Below are 17,239 nucleotides of genomic sequence, written 5' to 3'. Positions count from 1 at the left end.
CCCCAGATCGGCCCTCAGGAGGGGCATCTGCTCACGTCGAGGTGGTGGCCGGGCCGGGTCAGCCGCAGCTGGTCGCTGCGTAGGTGACGTCGTAGGCCGTGGTGACCGGTGCGCCGTCGAGCACGGCCTGAGCCGTGACCGTGACCTTCCCGGCCGCGAGCGTCACCGCACGGGCCGAGAACGTCTGGGACGCGAGCTTGCCCGGCGCGACCTGGAGGAAGGTCTTGGTCCCGAGCGGCGTGGCGACGACCACGTCGACGGGCACCTCCTCGGTGTTCCTCACGAGCACCGTGAGCGCGGCCTTCCCGGCCACGCACTTGGGCGCGACCGTGACGTCGACCTCGACCTGCGCGGGCTCGGTCACGTCGAGCGGCGGGACGCTCTCGAGGGTCGGGACGACCTTCTGGATGAGCCCGTCCTCACCGAACGTGAGGCGGTCGATGGTCGTCTCGCGGTGGTTCCCGTCACCGCCGGGGATCGCGAAGCGGTGGTAGGCGATGTACCACTCGTCGGTCCCGGGGACCTGGACGATCGAGCTGTGCCCGGTCCCGAGGATGCCCTGCGACACGTCCTTCTCGAGGATCACGCCGCGGTAGGTCCACGGCCCGTCGATGCTCGTCGACGTCGCGTACCCGACCCGGTAGTTCTCCGAGCCCGTGTCGTCGATCGAGTAGGTCAGGTGGTAGGTCCCCTCGCGGTAGTTGAGGAACAGGCCCTCGCGGAAGTTCGTCAGACCACCGAACTTCGTGATCGTGTCCTGCTTGACCGAGACCATGTCGTCGTTCAGCTCGGCGTACAGCGGCGCGTTGCTGCCGTTGCCCCAGAACAGGTAGAACTTGCCGGTCTGCGGGTCCTCGAACGCCGCCGGGTCGATCGCCTGCCCCGTCGTGACGGCCTCCCCGTTGGTGATCATGGCCGTCGGCTGCGCGGTGAAGGGCCCCTCGGGGCTGTCCGCGACCGCGACACCGATCGTCTTGCGGTTGTAGGTCGGGTTGTGGCCCGAGAAGTAGAAGTAGTACTTCCCGTCGCGCTCGATGATGGTCGGCGCCCACGCGTTGCCCGTGGCCCACGGGACGTCGCCCGCTGCGCCGTCGAGCGTGAGGAACGGCTCGGCCGAGCGCTCCCAGCTCGCGAGGTCGGTCGACTTCCACACGTAGAAGTCCTTGCCGCCCCAGCCGGGGGTGCCGTCGGTGGTCGCGTAGATGTAGTAGACCCCGTCGAAGACCGCGATGTTCGGGTCCGCGTACAGGCCCGGCAGGACCGGGCTGCGCATCTCCTTGGCCTGGACGGTCCACGTGCGCGCGGCCCCGTCGGGGCCGGTCACGGTGTAGGTCACGGGCTGCGTGAGGTCCTGCACCGAGCCGTTGGCGGGCGTCACGGTCGCACGGTCGGACACGACCAGGCGAGGCGCGAGCGCGGAACGGTCGGTGCCGGGCACCACCGGGAGGGTGACCGTGCTGGACCCGCCGTCGACGATCGCGGCGACCTTGAGCTCGGCGAGCTCGGCTCCCGTGACGGCCGAGTGGTCCTGACCGAGGTCCTTGACCTCGTCGGCGCTCAGGGCGTGGTCGTAGACGCGGAAGTCGCGGACGTCGCCCTTGAGGTACTTGTCGCCCGAGTAGAGCGAGCGGCCGATGTAGTTCGCGACCGTGGTGCCGTTACCGATCGATCCGGGGGTCGTGGTCACGTTGGTGTTCCGCGCGACCTGGATCCCGTCCTCGTAGAGGGTGCCGGTGGTGCCCGACTGCGTGTACGTCAGGTGCTTCCACACGCCGCGGGCGAGGTTCGAGCCCTTGGTCGTGTTCTGCTCGGTCGTGTAGTTCCCCGAGGCGATGGCCGTGCGGTACGCGTCCCCCGTCGTGAAGAGGTAGCCGTTGCCGCTCGACCCGCTCGTGTCGCCCAGGCCGTAGATGAAGTAGGGCGTGGACTGGGCCGTGTCGATGCGCACGTCGAGCGAGACGGTGATCTCCGTCAGGCCCTTGAGCACGTCGTTGGGCAGCTTGACGTGGTCGTCGACCCCGTCGAGGCGCACGCCGTCCGTGCCGTTGCGGGCGGCCCCGCCCGCGACGGTCGCGGGCCCGACGGCGCTGCTCGGCGCCGAGTTCACGGCCTGCGTGCCGCTCGTCTCGTCCAGGCGGTACTGGACCACCAGGCCCGGGATCTCCTTCGTCACGTCGATCGCGACGGTCGCGGTGCGCGACCCGTCCGCGGTCGTGGCGGTCACGGTCGTGCTGCCCGCCGCGACGCCGCGCACGGTGCCCGCGGAGGGCCCGTTCGAGACGACGGTCGCGACCGACGGGTCGGCGCTCGTCCACGTGATGGTGCGGGCCGTGGCGTTGGCGGGGGTCACGGTCGCGGTGAGCGAGCGTGCCGATCCGACCGTGACCTGCGTCGAGGTGGGCGAGACCACCAGGCCCGTGACGGGGACGTCGCCCTCGACCACGGTCACGACGGCCTTGGCGCGCACGCTCACGCCGGCGCCGAGCGAGCCCGTGACCTCGAAGGTCCCGGCCTGCGCGTAGCTCGCGGGGTCGATCGCGTCCCACGTGACCGCGGTCTGCGTGGTCGTGCCGGCTGCGGTGCGCGTGGCGACCGTGGCCGGCAGGACCGGTGCGTCACCGACGCTCACGACGGCCGCGACGTCCTCGGCCGACTCGACGAACGCGTCGGGCTGGTAGCCCTTGAGCAGCGCGTCGTACTCGGTCTGCGTCACGGGCAGGACCGTGCCGTGGCGCGGGCGCGAGGGCATCTCGTAGCCCGTGGACATCTTCCACTCGTCGGCGTTCAGGTCGGTCGTCTCGAAGGGCACGTAGCCGCGGCCGCCGAACTCGTCGATGAACAGGTACCACTTCTCCTCGGTGTTCGACTTGAAGATGGTCGGGCCCTCGCCCTGGTTGATGCCGCCGCCGAGCGAGTTGGCCTTGCCGATGCAGTCGGTGATGAAGTCGTAGCTCAGCGAGCGCAGCTCGCTCGCCTTCTCGCCCAGCACGAACTTGGAGCAGGGCGTCGTGGACGTGTTGTTCCGCTCGTCCTTGGTGAAGCGGTAGAACTCGCCGTCGTGCTCGATCACGGTCGAGTCGATGACCGAGTAGCCCGGGTCGACCCACACCTGCGGCTCGGTGAACGTGTAGAAGTCGCGGGTCGTGGTGTACATCATGCGGTTGTACGTGTTGGCCGTGTGGCCCGGGTCGTCCTCCTCGTAGAGCTTGGAGGCCCAGAACACGACGTACGCGCCGATCGTCGCGTCGTAGTAGGCCTCGGGGGCCCAGGTGTTGCCCGCGGTCTCCGGGGAGACCTGGACGAGGCGCTGGTCGGTCCAGTTCACGAGGTCGGTCGACTCCCACACCATGATCGACTTGGAGCCCGTGCGCTGGGACGCGTCCCAGTTGCCGTTGCCGTGGATCTTGAGGTCGGTCGCGATCTGGTAGAACTTGTCGCCCTCGGGAGAACGGATGACGAACGGGTCGCGCAGGCCCTGCTCCCCCAGGCTCGACGTCAGCACGGGCTGGTTGTCGTTGAGGTTGCGGTACCGGAGCGGGTCGTTGCCCTTGCTCAGGCCGAAGTAGACCTGCTCGCCGGTCGCGTAGCCCTCACCGATGAAGTAGGAGAACAGGTAGCCCGCGTAGTCCTGCGGCTCGGGGAGCGCGGGGACCTTCGCGTCGAACGCACGCGTCGCGGTGGCCTGGCCCTTGCTCACGGTCGCGGTCAGCGTGACGGTCTGGTCGGCCTGGCCGTGCGCGGGTCGCGTGACCTCGCCCGACGGCGTGACGACCGTGGGTGCCGTGGTGGCCCACGTGACCGTGGTGCCCTCTGCTCCCGTGGTCGGCAGCGTGAGGTTGCCGCGCACGTCGTCGAGGTTCTTGACCTCGAGCGCGGCGGCAGCGGCGTCCACGACGCCCTGGTCGCCCGTGCCGGGCACCACGGTGACGTCGAACGTCGTGGTCGCGCTCTGGCCGCGCAGCGAGAGCGTCGCGGTCAGGGTCGCGGTGTGCGCCTGGCCGACGGGCTGGGTGATGACGCCCGACGACGTCACGACGCTCGCGTCCGACGTCGCCCAGGTGACGGTCGAGCCGCCCGTGCCCTTCGCGGGCAGCGTGAGGTTCTTGGCCACGGCGCTCGTGTCCCCGAGCGACAGGGCTCCGGCGTCGGCGGAGACCGAAGCCGCCGCGTTCGCGGTGCTGACGTCCGCGACCTCGGCGGCCGTGAGCGCACGGTCGTAGAGCCGGAAGTCCTTGATGCGCCCCTTGAAGAGGTTGTCGGCCGCATAGGCGGACTTGCCGAGGTAGTTGGCGGTCGTCTTCCCGTTGCCGATCGAGCCCGGCGTGTGGGTCACGGCCGTGTTGACCCCGACCTGCGCGCCGTCCTCGTAGAGGCGACCGGTGCCGGCGCCCTGCGTGTACGTCACGGTCTTCCAGACACCGCGCGCGAGGGCCGCGGAGGGCGACTTGGCCGTGTTCTGCTCGGCGCTCCACGCGGCGTTCGAGACCGACGCCCGGTAGTTCGCGTTGCCCGAGGAGAACAGGTAGCCGTTGCCGCTCTGGGGCGAGCCGACCGCGGTGTTGCCCAGGTTGTAGAAGAAGTAGTTGCCGCTCAGGGTCGTGTCGACCCACACGTCGGCGCTGACCGTCACGGCCGAGTACCCCGCGAGGAGGTCGTCGGGCAGGTCGACGTAGCTCGAGCCGCCGAACGTCAGGCCCTGCCCGTCGGTCCAGTCGCCGCCGCCGACGAGCGTGCCGTCGTGGCCCGAGCCCGAGGCGTCGTGGGCGACCGTGCCGCTCAGCTCGTCGAGCTTGTACCAGAGCTTCAGGCCGTCGGTCGTGGGGGTGGGGATCGCTGCGGCAGTCGTCTGCGTGGCGACCGACGCCGCCGGGGCGAGCGCCGTCGGGCGTGCGGGCGCCGAGGTCAGGGCCGCTGCCGGGCCCGCCAGCGCCATCGGGGCGAGCAGAGCGACGCTCAGCGCTCCCCCGAGGGCGGCGCGAGCCCCGCGTGGGGCCCTCCGTCGGGCCGTGGGCGCGGTCTGCGCCGGGTCGTGTCGGGTGGTCATGTGGTTCGTGGCCTCCGCCGTCTCGTCGTTGAGCGCCCCCTGCTGGGGACCGTCGGGCTGGTCGTGCCGGCCCGCCGGTCCCCCGCGTCCTTGTGGTGCTGATCGTGCTGGTCGTGCTGGTCCTGTCACCGGCCCGTCTGGACCGGAGGGTTCACGCCGGGGCCGCGAGGTGACCTCGCGACCCCGGCGGAGCTGGTGCGGTCGTCAGCCGCAGGTCGTGGCCGGGTACTCGACGTCGAACGTCGTCGAGCGGGCCCCGGCCCCCGTGCCGATCGTGCCCACGACCGTCGCGGTCCCCGCGGGGACCGCCGCCGCACGGCTGTTGAACGACTGCGACGCGCTCTTGCCCGGCGCCACCGACGCGAACGTCTTGGTGCCGAACGGCGTCGTGAGGGCCACGGTCACGGCCACGTCCTCACCGTTGACCGCACGCACCGTGAGGTTCGCCCGGCCCGCGACGCACTGCGCCCTGGCCGTGACCGCGAGGTCCACGGGCTCGACCTCGGCGCCGGCCGTCTGCAGGCGCAGGAACGTGACCGAGTAGGCCGGGAACGTGTAGTCGAACGCGTTGGACGCCCCGTCCCAGGTCCGCTCGACGGGCACGATCGCCCGCGGGTTCGCCTTGGTGTTGGTGTCCGTGGGCGCGCCGACCATCTCGGTGATCGTGGCCTGGGCCGCGATCTCCTGGCCTGCGACCGTCACGGCCGTGTCGGCCGCGGTCGCGGTCGGGTTGACGACCTTGACCACGAGGTCGCCCGACTCCTCGTCGCGCGTGACGACCTGGTAGAGCGACTTCGCGGAGGGCTGCTCGTACGAGATCTGGAGCTGGCCGTCCAGGTAGAGCTGGATCGTGCTGCCCTGGACGACGACCTTGACCTTGTAGCCCTGGCCCGTCTCGACGCGCTTGTTCTCGACCGCGGCGACCTCGGCGGCGCTGCCGCCGTCGGCCCGCTGGAGGACCGAGCGGGTGTTGTTCCAGCCGCCGATGTTCCACCAGTAGTAATCGTTCGGTCCGCCCGCGGCGAAGCCCACGAGGAAGCCCTCGGACCCGGCGATCTTGCGGGCGTCGAGCTCGAGCGTGTAGTTCTTCCAGTCCTTGGCGTACGCACCCGTGACGATCGAGCGCGCGTCGGTCACGGACGTCGAGGACTGCGTGTACACGCCGTCCTGCGCGGCCCACGTCCCGGTCACGGGCGACCACTGCGTGGCGTCGTCGAACCCGTCCTGGAACAGGACGTCGCCGCTCGCGTTGTCGGTGACCTTGACGTTGTCGTACGACGCGCTGGTCGACCACGTGGACAGGAAGACGCCTCCGTCCAACGCGGGCTCTGCGGAGGCGTCGGCACCGTGCACGGACGGGACGACCTCGTCGCCCACGTTGTTCGCGAACAGCTCCTGGACGTAGTAGTTGGGCGTGCCCCACGACTCGTCGTTGTCGAACCAGATCGCGTCGGGCGACCACTGCACGTACGACTCGTTGGAGAGCAGCGGCGCGTAGGACGCGAGCTCGACGACGTCGGAGTTGCGCTCGAGGCCCGTCATGAAGGCGGCCTCGGACAGCGCGTTGAAGAACGTGTTGCCGCGCGACGCGTACTCGCCGAGGAAGACGTGCGGGCCCTCGCGGTCGTAGTCGTCGTAGCGGTCGGCGTTCTCGAGGAACCAGCTCGGGTCGTTGTAGTAGTGCTCGTCGACCAGGTCGACCTCCTGCGCACGGTTGAACTCCCAGAGCTCGTCGAACCGCTGGCCCGTGTCGTCCGGACCCGAGTTCGAGATGATCTGGACGTCCGGGTACGCGGCGCGCACGGCGCCCTTGAACTTCGGGAAGTTCGCCTCGAACGTCTTGGTGTTCTCCTCGTTGCCGAGGCCCAGGTACTTCAGGCCGAACGGCTCGGGGTGGCCGAGCTCGGCGCGCACCGCGCCCCACTCGGTCGTGACGTCACCGTTGGCGAACTCGATGAGGTCGAGCGTGTCCTGGACCCAGCGCTGGATCCGGACGTCGTCCTTCATCTCGGGGATGGTGCTGCCGCAGCCGTTGGCCCCGACGGACAGGACGGGCAGAGGCGTCGCGCCGAGGTCCTCGGCGAACGTGAAGTACTCGTAGTACCCGATCCCGTACGACTGGTTGTAGCCCCAGAAGTTCCAGTTCGTGGCCCGCTCCTCGACCGGCCCGATGGTCTCCTTCCACTGGTACGTGCGCCGGCGGTCGGTGCCGTTGCTCTCGAGGTAGGTGTCGAACGTGCCCGCGTTGGTCACGCAGCCGCCCGGGAACCGCAGGAACTGCGGGTTCATGGCGTCGATCTTCTCGGCGAGGTCCTTGCGCAGGTGGGTCTTGCCGTTGACCGGCCCGACCCACGTGTCCTGCGGCATGAGCGAGACCATGTCGAGGCGCACGGTGCCCGCGGCGCCCGCGAGGACGGCGAGGCGCCCGGCCGAGGTCGTCTCGGTCGCGGTGAGGGTCACCGAGTACTTCTTCCAGGTGTCGGTGCCGGCGACGCTCACCTTCCCGGTCGCGTAGGTGGTGCCCGCCGCGGCGTTCTCGACCTGCACGGTCAGGTCCTGCCCGACGGCGGAGCGCGCCCACACCGAGAAGTCGTACTTCTGGCCCTTCTCGAGGAAGAGGCCCGTGTTGAAGCCCGCGTTGCGCAGACCCGCGCCGGCCGCCGTCGCGTCGAGCTTGAGGTAGTACCGGTTGCTGTCGTTGAGGCGCTGCGCGTCGGTCACGACCGTCGTGGTCGCGGTACCGCCGTTGCGGTTGACCCGCTCCCAGGCCGTGAGCCCCGTGAACGACGAGTTGTCCGACGAGTTGAACTCGAACGAGCGGTTGCGCACGAGCTCGGCGTACAGCCCGCCGTCCGCCGCGTAGTTGATGTCCTCGTAGAAGATCCCGTACAGGTCGTCGCTCATCTCGACGGTCTCGCCCGCCGCGTCGATCGCGAGCGTGTGCTCGGCCGACGACAGCGCGCTGAGCGTGAGCCTGACCGCGGCCTCCTCGGCACCGAGCACCAGGGCTCCGTCCGCGGCACGCACTCCCGCGAACTCCCCGGCAGCGGCACCCGGCACGCGCAGCGCGAGCTTGCCGCCGCCCACGTCGGTCAGCCGGACCTGGGCCGGGGTCGCGTCCGCGGCCCCGAGCGTGAGGCGACCGTCGCCCGCGACGACCACCGGCAGACCGGTGCCCGCCTGCGCGAGGGTCGCGGCGCCGTCGGGCCCGCCTGCCACCGCCGTGGCCACCAGGCCCAGCGGCGAGGCCGGGCGCTGCGCGACGAACGACAGACCCGTGTCCGTCAGGACCAGGTGCTTGCTCTCCGCCGGGCCGACGAGCGAGAACGTGCCCGTCGGGACGACGTCCTGGCCCTCGGCCGCGTCGACCGCGACGTAGTCGAACGTCGCGGTGTGCGTCGAGCCGTCCTGGGCCGCGAGGGCGTACAGGCCGACCTGCGTGACGTCGAACGTGACGGTCGTCGAGCCTGCGGGCTTCCAGTCGCCCGCAGCCGCGTCCCAGTAGGACACCGCGAGCGTGTCACCCGTGCGCTGCATGCGCAGCGTCTCGCCCGTCGAGCCCGCGCGGTCGGTGAACGACGCGGCCGTGAACTTCCCGCCCGTCTCGTTGTCGAGCTCGATCGCGCGCGCCGAGGGCGACAGGCTGCCCACGTACGTCAGACCGGCGCGGACGTAGTTGTCCATGTCCTTCCACGCGATGAGGCCCGCGCCCTGGTAGACCTTGCCGACCGGGGCCGACACCTTGGTCACGACCGTGAAGTCGCCCACGGGGACGTCCACCATGAAGACGTTCTTCGCGGTGTTCGCCTCCTGGTAGGTGTCGCCCGTCTGGGACGTCAGGGTCAACGACCCGGGCGTCGTCGCGAGCGACCACGCCGACGGAACGGGGTTGACGACGTCCCACGCGGAGCCGAGCCGGCCCGAGTCGAACTGGTCGACCCAGGCGCCCGCAGGGAGGACCGGCTCGGTGGCCGCGAAGGCCGCCGGGGTGACCGCGAGGGCGGTCGTCGCCGCCAGCGCGAGGACCGCGACGGAGGCCGCCCACGGTCGTGCCGTCCTGCCGCGGGATGTACCGCGGGCAGGGGAATCAGAGATGATCACAGTGCTCCAACCTTGCTGCAACGAGGAAAGGAGCGATGCCGGGTGCAGCCCGTGCGCTCCATTGCTGTACGGGTCAACCCGGCGGGTGCGCCCTCCCGGTCGTCCGAGCCGGCCCCGGGTACCAGCCGGGACCGGCTCGACCGGGAGGGTGCCACCTCCGGGCCGTTCTCGGTCCGTCTGCCTCGACGGACCGGGCTGTGGTGCCTCGCACGGGACCGGCTCCAGGGCCGACCCGCGCGAGGCAGTGGTGCTGGACGGGCGCTAGGTGGCGCTTCCGCGCCCCTGGCGGAATGTCATGGCCCGCTGCAGCAGGACGAACGCGAGCAGGACCACGCCGATGAAGACCTTGGTCCACCAGGAGTCCAGGCCCTCGCGGGCGATGAGCACCTGGATCAGGCCGTAGACGAGCACGCCCGCGACCGAGCCCAGGACGAACCCGCCGCCGCCGGTCAGGAGCGCGCCGCCGATCACGACCGCCGCGATCGCGTCGAGCTCCATGCCGATGCCCGTGAGGTTGAAGCCCGACTTGGTGTAGAAGGCGAACAGGATGCCTGCGATCCCGGCGCACGTGCCGCTGATCACGTAGACCCACACCTTGGTCGAGCTGCCCTTGAGGCCCATGAGGTTCACGGCCGCGCCGTTGTCGCCCGTGCCCAGCCCGTAGACCGTGCGGCCGAAGCGCGTGTAGTGGAGCAGGTAGATCGCGATCAGCAGGACCACGAACGCGATGACCATGCTGAGGTTGATGCTCCAGGCCTCACGGCCCTCGCCGAACTTGATCTTCCACGAGGCCAGGGCCGCGAAGCCCTCGTCCTTGATCGCGAGCGACTGGACGCTCACGACGTTGGCCAGGCCGCGCGCGAGGAACATCGCGGCGAGCGACGCGATGAAGGGTTGTATGTCGAAGTACTGGACCATCACGCCGATCAGCAGGCCGAACGTCGTGCCGATCAGCACGCCCAGGATCAGGACCACCGGCAGCGGTGCCCCGGCGATCAGGAGCTTGGCCACGACCAGGCCCACGAGCGCCACCACGGCGCCGACCGACAGGTCGATCCCGCCCGTGATGATCACGAAGGTCATGCCGATCGCGAGGACGATCAGGTACGAGTTGTCGACCAGCAGGTTGGAGAACAGCCGCATGCTCAGGAAGTCGCGGCGGTCGGTGCTGTAGCGCGCCTGGCCCACGATCAGGATGACCGCGAGGGCCACGAGCGTGCCCGTGACCGGCAGGAGCCGGCGGTCCGAGAGCTTGCGGACCACGGGGTTGGTCATGAGGCGCGCGACGAAGCCCGTGTCGTGACCGCCGCGCGGCGTCTTGCCCTGCTGCGAGCTCTTCGACGCACGGGGCGTCGTCTGGACGGTGCTCACGCTGCTGCCCCCTTCGCGCTCGTCGCTGCCGTGCCCGCACCCAGGGTGGGTCGCTTCCTCGGTAGTCGCGACGCCAGGAGCGAGCGCAGGCGCTCGGAGGCCGCGATGCACACGACGATCAGCACGAGCGCCTTGAACAGCGGCGTGATCTGCGAGCTGATGTGGAAGATGACCACGGCCCGCTCGAGCGTCGAGAGCAGCAGGGCGCCGACGACGACGCCCGCGAGGCTGAACTTGCCGCCGTCGAGCTTGGTGCCGCCCAGGACGACGACCATGATCGCGTCGAGCTCCTTCATGAGGCCGATGTTGTTCGCGTCGGCCGCCATGGTCGGGGCTCCGTAGACGATGCCCGCGAGCCCGGCGAGCAGGCCGCAGAGCAGGTAGACGAACCACGTGATGTTGCGCGACTGGACGCCCGCGAGACGGCTGGCCTCGCGGTTGATGCCGATCGACTCGACCAGCATGCCGAGCGCGGTGCGCCGCACCAGCAGCGCGACCAGGGCGAACACGACCGCGGCGATGACCACGGGGGTCGGGATGCCCAGGACGAAGCCCGAGCCGATCGACTTGAAGGGCGGGCTCGTGGTCGTGGTGATCTGGCCCTTGGTGATGAGCATCGCGATGCCGCGCCCCGCGACCATGAGGATCATGGTCGCGATGAACGGCTGGATGCCCAGGACCGTGACGAGGAAGCCGTTGAAGGCTCCGATCACCGCGGCGACCAGGAGGCCGATCGCGACCGCGGCGAGCGCCGTGCTGAGCGTGCCCCCCGTGCCGCTCGCGTCGATGTACGTCAGCGACACCGCGAGCGAGATCGCCATGACCGCACCGACCGAGAGGTCGATCCCGCCCGTCGCGATCACGAGGCACATGCCGATGCCGAGCAGGAGCGGGGTCGCGCTCGCCCGCATGATGTCGATGATCTGGCCGAACAGGTGGCCGTCCATGATCGTCACGTCGAGGAAGCCGGGGCTGCGCAGCCCGCACGCGAGGAGCATGACGACGAGGGCGACCACGGGCCAGAACAGGTGGTGGTGCGTGATGCGGCGCAGCACGCCCTGGGCACCCCGCGGTGCGGGGCTGCCGGACACCGGCGGCGTCGCCGGCGGTGTCGTCGGAGTCGTGGTGGTCGTGCTCATGATGCGCTCCCGCTCGCTGCGATCGTCTCGAGGATCGTGGTGGACGTGACGTCGGGCCCGTTGGTGATCTCGCCGATCTTCTGGCGGTCACGCATCACGACGACGCGCTGGCTCAGGCGCAGCACCTCGTCGAGCTCCGACGAGATGAAGACGACGCCCATCCCGTCCGAGGCCAGCTCGGCGACGAGCCGCTGGATCTCGGCCTTGGCACCCACGTCGATGCCGCGCGTGGGCTCGTCGAGGATGATCAGGCGCGGCGCGGTCGCGAGCCAGCGGGCCAGGAGGACCTTCTGCTGGTTGCCGCCCGACAGGTTCTTGATGAGCATGTTCGGGTTCGCCGGGTAGACGTTGAGCGCCTTCATGTAGCGGTCGACGACCGCGTCCAGCTCCTTGGCCGGGATGGGACGCCACGGGCCGCGGCTCGCCTGCATCGCGAGGGCGATGTTCTCGCGGACCGTGAGGTCCCCGATGATGCCCTCCTTCTTGCGGTCCTCCGAGGAGAACGCGACGCCTCGCTTGATCGAGGTCAGGGGGGCCGCGCCGCGCGTCGTGCCGTCGAACGTCAGCTTCCCGCTGCCCGCCTTGTCGGCGCCGTAGAGGAGGCGGGCGACCTCGGTGCGGCCCGAGCCGAGCAGGCCCGCCACACCGACGATCTCGCCCGCGTACACGTCGAGGTCGAACGGCTCGACCGACCCGTCGCGGCCCAGGCCCACCGCCTGGAGCAGGGGGGCCTCGTCGTGCTCGGACGCGACGCGGTGCGCACGCGCCTCGACGTCGGCGAGGGCTTCGCTCGACCGGCCGATCATCGCGGAGATGAGCTCCATCCGGCCGAGCTCCTTGGTCAGGTGCTCGGAGATGAGGCGGCCGTTGCGCAGGATCGTCAGGCGGTCGGTGATCTCGTAGATCTGGTCGAGGAAGTGCGACACGAAGAGGATCGCGACGCCCTTGTCCCGCAGCGAGCGGATCACGTCGAAGAGCTCTGCGACCTCGGCCTTGTCGAGGCTCGAGGTGGGCTCGTCGAGGATCAGGACCTTCGCGTCGACGACCATGGCCCGGGCGATCGCGCAGAGCTGCTGCACGGCGATCGAGTGGGAGGACAGGGCCGACGAGGGGTCGATGTCCAGGTTGAGGAGGGCGAGGTACTCGCGGGCCTTGCGGCGCGTCGCGGGCCAGTTGATGAAGGGGCCGAACCGGATCTCGTGCCCGAGCATGATGTTCTCGGCGACCGACAGGTTCGAGCAGAGGTTGACCTCCTGGTACACGGTGCTGATGCCCGCGTCCTGGGAGTCGCGGGTCCGCGTGAACCGGTGCTCGGCACCGGAGACCACGATGCGACCCGCGTCGATCTGGTAGACCCCCGTGAGGGCCTTGATGAGGGTGGACTTGCCGGCGCCGTTCTCGCCCATCAGGGCATGGACCTCACCGGGGCGGAGGGTGAGATCGACGCCGTCGAGGGCCTTGACGCCTGGGAACTCGATGGTGATCCCGGTCATCTCCACCACGGGCGCCGCGGTGGCGGCGGTCGTCGTTGACATGGTTGTTCTTCCGTCCTGGGGAAGGTGCTGGAGCTCAGGCACCGGCCGGCAGGGACGTGGTGCAGGTCCCCGCGCGCGGTGTGTGCGGCCCGCCCGGTCACCGCGCCGCGTGGGGGCGGCGACCGGGCGGGCCGTCAGGTGCTGCTCGTCAGAACGAGCGGGCGTCGATGATCTCCTGCGTGATGGTCTGGTCGAACGCCTGGTCGACCACGATGGTCTCCTTCTCGACGTCCTCACCCGCTGCGACCTGCTTGATGAGCTCGAGGAGCTGGTCGCCGAAGGCCGGGTTGCACTCGACCACGAAGTTGAACTTGCCCTCGAGGAGAGCGGTCAGGCCGTCGTGCACGCCGTCGACCGTGACGATCTGGATGTCCTTGCCCGGGACCTTGCCCGCGGCCTCGATGGCCTCGATGGCACCGAGACCCATGTCGTCGTTGTGGGCGAAGATGAGGTTCAGGTCGGGGTAGGCCTGCAGGGCTGCCTCGGTGGCCGCCTTGCCCTCGGCGCGCGTGAAGTTACCGGTCGCCTGGCCGACGATCTGGTCCTCGACGACCGAGCGGAAGCCCTCCTGGCGGTTCGTCTGCGCGCCCGAGCCCATGGTGCCCTGGAGCTCGAAGATCTTGGCGTCGGGAGCGTTCTCCGCGACCCACTCGCCGGCCGTGACGCCCTCGGCGGTGAAGTCCGCGCCGATCCAGGTCACGAAGGGGTCCTCGACCGTGGTGTCGACCGTGCGGTCGACGAGGACGACGGGGATCTCGGCGTCCTTGATCTCCTGGAGGACCTCGTCCCAGCCGGTCTCGATGACCGGCGAGAACGCGATGACGTCGACGTCCTGGTCGATGAAGTCGCGCAGGGCCTTGATCTGGTTCTCCTGCTTCTGCTGCGCGTCGACGAACGTGAGGTCGATGCCGTTCTCGGCCGTCAGGTTGGCCTTGACCGACTCGGTGTTGGCCGTGCGCCAGCCGCTCTCGGCCCCGAGCTGGGAGAACCCGACACGGATGTTCTCGCTGCCGCCGCCTGCGCCGTCCGTGCTGTCGGCCGAGTCGGTCCCGCCGCCGCTGCACGCTGCGAGGGCGAGGACTGCTGCACCGACCAGGATGCCCGTGAGACGGACGCGTGCCGTGGACTTGTTGAACATGGTTCTCCTCCTTGAGATGCGGTCCTCGGCGCCGTGCCGGGACCACGTCGGCCCGTCGTTGGGCTGTTGGTTCGTGGTCGTGCGTCTTGAGTTGTCGAGCTGCTCCGCTCACGTTCAGATGTGATCGCTCACACCCCCTGGGAAGAGATGTTAGCGCTCACACGCGGAAGTTGGAAGCCCTGCGGGTCACGTTTCAGTCACGAGAGGTGGCGCCGGTCTCGAAAGGGCGCCGAGACCTGGACCTTTGCTCCGCCGTCTGATCCCCTCCGCCGTCGTACGCCGCGGACACCCAGCACCACGGGAGCCCCCGCAGGTGCCGCAGGGTGCCGACGGCGTCCTCGTGAGCGCGCGAGCGTGGACGGCCGGGAGAGCCGTCCGCGCGGAGGCCCACCGTCGGCCGGCGCGCCGACCCGCACCCCCCAGGGGCAGGACGGCACGCCGGCCGCGGAGCTCGCGGCGGCGGCCCGGAGCGAGCCGTCGCCCTCGCCCCGGGCCCCCTCGCGGCCGTCGGGCCACGCAGGCCCGACGGCCGGGCCGTGGGGGCGCTCAGAGCCCCTGGGCGACCCGGAAGTAGACCTGGTTCCAGCGCACCTGGTCGCGGAAGCCGCGTCGCGTCGTGCTCTCGTCGATCACGAGCAGCTCGGTGCGGGCGATCTCGGCGAAGACCTCGAACGCGTCGAGGCCCGCTGCGGTCGAGAGCACCGTGTGGTGCGCACCGCCCGCGGTGAGCCACGCCTCGGCGGACGTCGCGAAGTCGGGGCGCGGCTCCCACACGGCGCGCGCGACGGGAAGGTTCGGCAGCGGCTCGCTCGCCGGGACGACGTCGACCACGTTGGCCGTGAGGCGGAAGCGGTCGCGCATGTCGGCGAGCGAGACGACGACGCCCACGCCGGGGTCGGCGTCGAACACCATGCGGACCGGGTCCTCCTTGCCGCCGATCCCGAGCGGGTGGATCTCCACGCGCGGGGTCGACGCCGTCAGGGAGGGGCAGACCTCGAGCATGTGCGCGCCCAGGATCTTCTCGCTGCCCGGCGTGAGGTCGTACGTGTAGTCCTCCATGAGCGAGGCCCCGCCGGGCAGCCCCTCGCCCATGACCTTGGCGGCCCGGACGAGCACGGCCGTCTTCCAGTCGCCCTCGGCGCCGAACCCGTAGCCCTTCGACATGAGCCGCTGGACCGCGATGCCGGGGAGCTGGCGCAGGTCGCCCAGGTCCTCGAAGTTGGTCGTGAACGCCTTGGCACCGACCGACTCGAGGAACGTCTCGAGCGCGATCTCCTGGCGGGCCGCGTAGCGCAGCGACTCGTGCCGGTCGCCGTCCTTGCGCAGCTCGGGGGCCACGTCGTAGAGGTTCTCGTACTCGGCCACGACGGCGTCGACGTCGGCGTCGGACACCGCGTCGACGGCCTCGACGAGGTCGTTGACGCCCCACGTGTTCACGCTCACACCGAAGCGCAGCTCGGCCTCGGTCTTGTCCCCCTCGGTCACCGCGACGTTGCGCATGTTGTCGCCGAAGCGGACCAGGCGCAGCTCGTGCGTCGCGGCCCAGCCCGCGGCGCCGCGCACCCAGGAGCCCACGCGTGCCGTGACGGCCGGGTTGGAGACGTGCCCCACGACGGTCGTGCGCGCCACCCCGAGCCGCGTCGCCATGTACGCGTACTCGCGGTCGCCGTGCGCGGCCTGGTTGAGGTTCATGAAGTCCATGTCGATCGAGTCCCAGGGGAGCTCGACGTTCGCCTGCGTGTGCAGGTGCAGCAGCGGCTTGCGCAGCGCGTCGAGACCGCCGATCCACATCTTGGCGGGGCTGAACGTGTGCATCCACGTCACGACGCCGAGCACGCGGTCGTCCGCGTTGGCGTCGAGCATCGCGCGCCGGATCGAGGCCGAGTCCTTGAGGACGGGCTTCCAGACGACGTTCGCGGGGACGTCGGACGACGCGTCGAGGGCACGCGCGACCTCCTGCGACTGCTCGGCGACCTGACGCAGGGTCTCGTCGCCGTACAGGTCCTGGCTACCGGTCAGGAACCAGATCTCGCGGTCCGCGTAGGGCTTGCTCATAGGTCCACATCTTTCGTGTCGGTGGGAGCGGACTCCGCGTCGGTGCGGAGCCGCCGTGCTGCTGGTCGTGCAGGGTGCGCCGGTGCTCGTCAGTGCGCCGGCTGCTGCCCGTAGACGTGCTGGTAGCGCGCGTACAGCGAGTCGACGTCGGGCTGGCCGATACGGGTCGGCTCGCCGAGCTGTCGGCTGACGTGCACGGTCCGGGCGACCTCCTCGCACATGACGGCCGCCTTGACGGCCGCGCGGGCGTCCTTGCCGATCGTGAACGGGCCGTGGTTGCGCATGAGCACCGCGGGGCTGCGCGAGTCGCGCAGCGTCTCGACGATGCCGCGCCCGATCGAGTCGTCCCCGATGAGCGCGAACGGGCCGACCGGGATGTCGCCGCCGAACTCGTCGGCCATCATCGTCAGGACGCACGGCACGGGCTCGGCGCGCGCGGCCCAGGCCGTGGCGTACGTCGAGTGCGTGTGCACGACCCCGCCGACCTCGGGCATGTGGCGGTAGACGTAGGCGTGGGCCGCGGTGTCCGACGACGGCGCCCGGTCCCCCTCCACGAGGTTCCCGTCGAGGTCGCACACGACCATCGACTCGGGCGTGATGTCGTCGTACGACAGACCGGACGGCTTGATGACGAGCAGGTCCTCGGCGCCGTCCGCGCTCTCGGCGCCCGCGCGCACGCGCTCGGAGACGTTGCCCGCGGTCCACACCACGAGCTCCCAGCGCGGGAGCTCGGCGTGCAGCGCGGCGACGCGTTCCTTGGCGGCGTCGACCGCGGCGCGCAGGTGGGCGGGGACCGAGCGGCCGGGACCACCGGTCGTCGCAGCGGTCTCGGTCGTCACAGGAAGGGTGCTCATGG

At 70.4% G+C, this 17,239-nt stretch carries 8 protein-coding genes; all 8 read right to left on the bottom strand.

Annotation, left to right across the window (positions count from 1 at the left end):
• Positions 1 to 58: 58 nt before the first annotated feature.
• Positions 59 to 5,044 carry a family 43 glycosylhydrolase gene (locus ACFWFR_RS01765; protein ID WP_377620786.1) on the bottom strand — a complete coding sequence of 1,662 codons (4,986 nt, stop codon included), beginning with the start codon at positions 5,042 to 5,044 and terminating at the stop codon, positions 59 to 61.
• 204 nt (positions 5,045 to 5,248) lie between these two features.
• Entirely contained in the window at positions 5,249 to 9,145 is a 3,897-nt protein-coding gene (locus ACFWFR_RS01760) for an alpha-L-arabinofuranosidase C-terminal domain-containing protein (RefSeq protein WP_377620783.1), read from the bottom strand.
• A gap of 261 nt (positions 9,146 to 9,406) precedes the next feature.
• Positions 9,407 to 10,516 (bottom strand): sugar ABC transporter permease YjfF, encoded by a 1,110-nt coding sequence (locus tag ACFWFR_RS01755; RefSeq protein WP_318244568.1) that lies wholly within the window; start codon positions 10,514 to 10,516, stop codon positions 9,407 to 9,409.
• Positions 10,513 to 11,655 carry an ABC transporter permease gene (locus ACFWFR_RS01750; protein ID WP_377620781.1) on the bottom strand — a complete coding sequence of 381 codons (1,143 nt, stop codon included), beginning with the start codon at positions 11,653 to 11,655 and terminating at the stop codon, positions 10,513 to 10,515. The genes ACFWFR_RS01755 and ACFWFR_RS01750 overlap by 4 nt, the downstream gene beginning before the upstream one ends.
• Positions 11,652 to 13,190, bottom strand: coding sequence for a sugar ABC transporter ATP-binding protein (locus tag ACFWFR_RS01745; protein WP_191804505.1), 1,539 nt, complete (start codon positions 13,188 to 13,190; stop codon positions 11,652 to 11,654). Before ACFWFR_RS01745 ends, ACFWFR_RS01750 begins: the two co-directional genes overlap by 4 nt.
• 148 nt (positions 13,191 to 13,338) lie before the next feature.
• The gene (locus ACFWFR_RS01740) at positions 13,339 to 14,328 is read right to left on the bottom strand and encodes an ABC transporter substrate-binding protein (RefSeq protein WP_377620780.1); all 990 of its coding nucleotides are present in this window, start codon (positions 14,326 to 14,328) and stop codon (positions 13,339 to 13,341) included.
• Between the two features lie 546 nt (positions 14,329 to 14,874).
• The gene (gene araA, locus ACFWFR_RS01735) at positions 14,875 to 16,383 is read right to left on the bottom strand and encodes an L-arabinose isomerase (RefSeq protein ID WP_191804501.1); all 1,509 of its coding nucleotides are present in this window, start codon (positions 16,381 to 16,383) and stop codon (positions 14,875 to 14,877) included.
• A gap of 89 nt (positions 16,384 to 16,472) precedes the next feature.
• A complete protein-coding gene (locus ACFWFR_RS01730; RefSeq protein ID WP_377620778.1) occupies positions 16,473 to 17,237 on the bottom strand; it encodes an L-ribulose-5-phosphate 4-epimerase in 765 nt (254 codons plus the stop codon).
• Positions 17,238 to 17,239 lie beyond the last annotated feature (2 nt).

Origin of the sequence: Oerskovia sp. NPDC060287 (assembly GCF_042726775.1) — a bacterium.
In the GTDB taxonomy this organism is placed as follows: Bacteria; Actinomycetota; Actinomycetes; order Actinomycetales; family Cellulomonadaceae; genus Oerskovia; species Oerskovia merdavium.
The sequence above is the reverse complement of the archived record's forward strand: the minus strand, read 5'-3'. Positions and strand labels throughout refer to the sequence as shown.

Coding starts and splice junctions, on each gene's coding strand:
- ACFWFR_RS01730 (WP_377620778.1), bottom strand. CDS start 17,237: ATGAGCACCCTTCCTGTGACGACCGAGACCGCTGCGACGACCGGTGGT.
- ACFWFR_RS01745 (WP_191804505.1), bottom strand. CDS start 13,190: ATGTCAACGACGACCGCCGCCACCGCGGCGCCCGTGGTGGAGATGACC.
- ACFWFR_RS01750 (WP_377620781.1), bottom strand. CDS start 11,655: ATGAGCACGACCACCACGACTCCGACGACACCGCCGGCGACGCCGCCG.
- ACFWFR_RS01765 (WP_377620786.1), bottom strand. CDS start 5,044: ATGACCACCCGACACGACCCGGCGCAGACCGCGCCCACGGCCCGACGG.
- ACFWFR_RS01740 (WP_377620780.1), bottom strand. CDS start 14,328: ATGTTCAACAAGTCCACGGCACGCGTCCGTCTCACGGGCATCCTGGTC.
- araA (WP_191804501.1), bottom strand. CDS start 16,383: ATGAGCAAGCCCTACGCGGACCGCGAGATCTGGTTCCTGACCGGTAGC.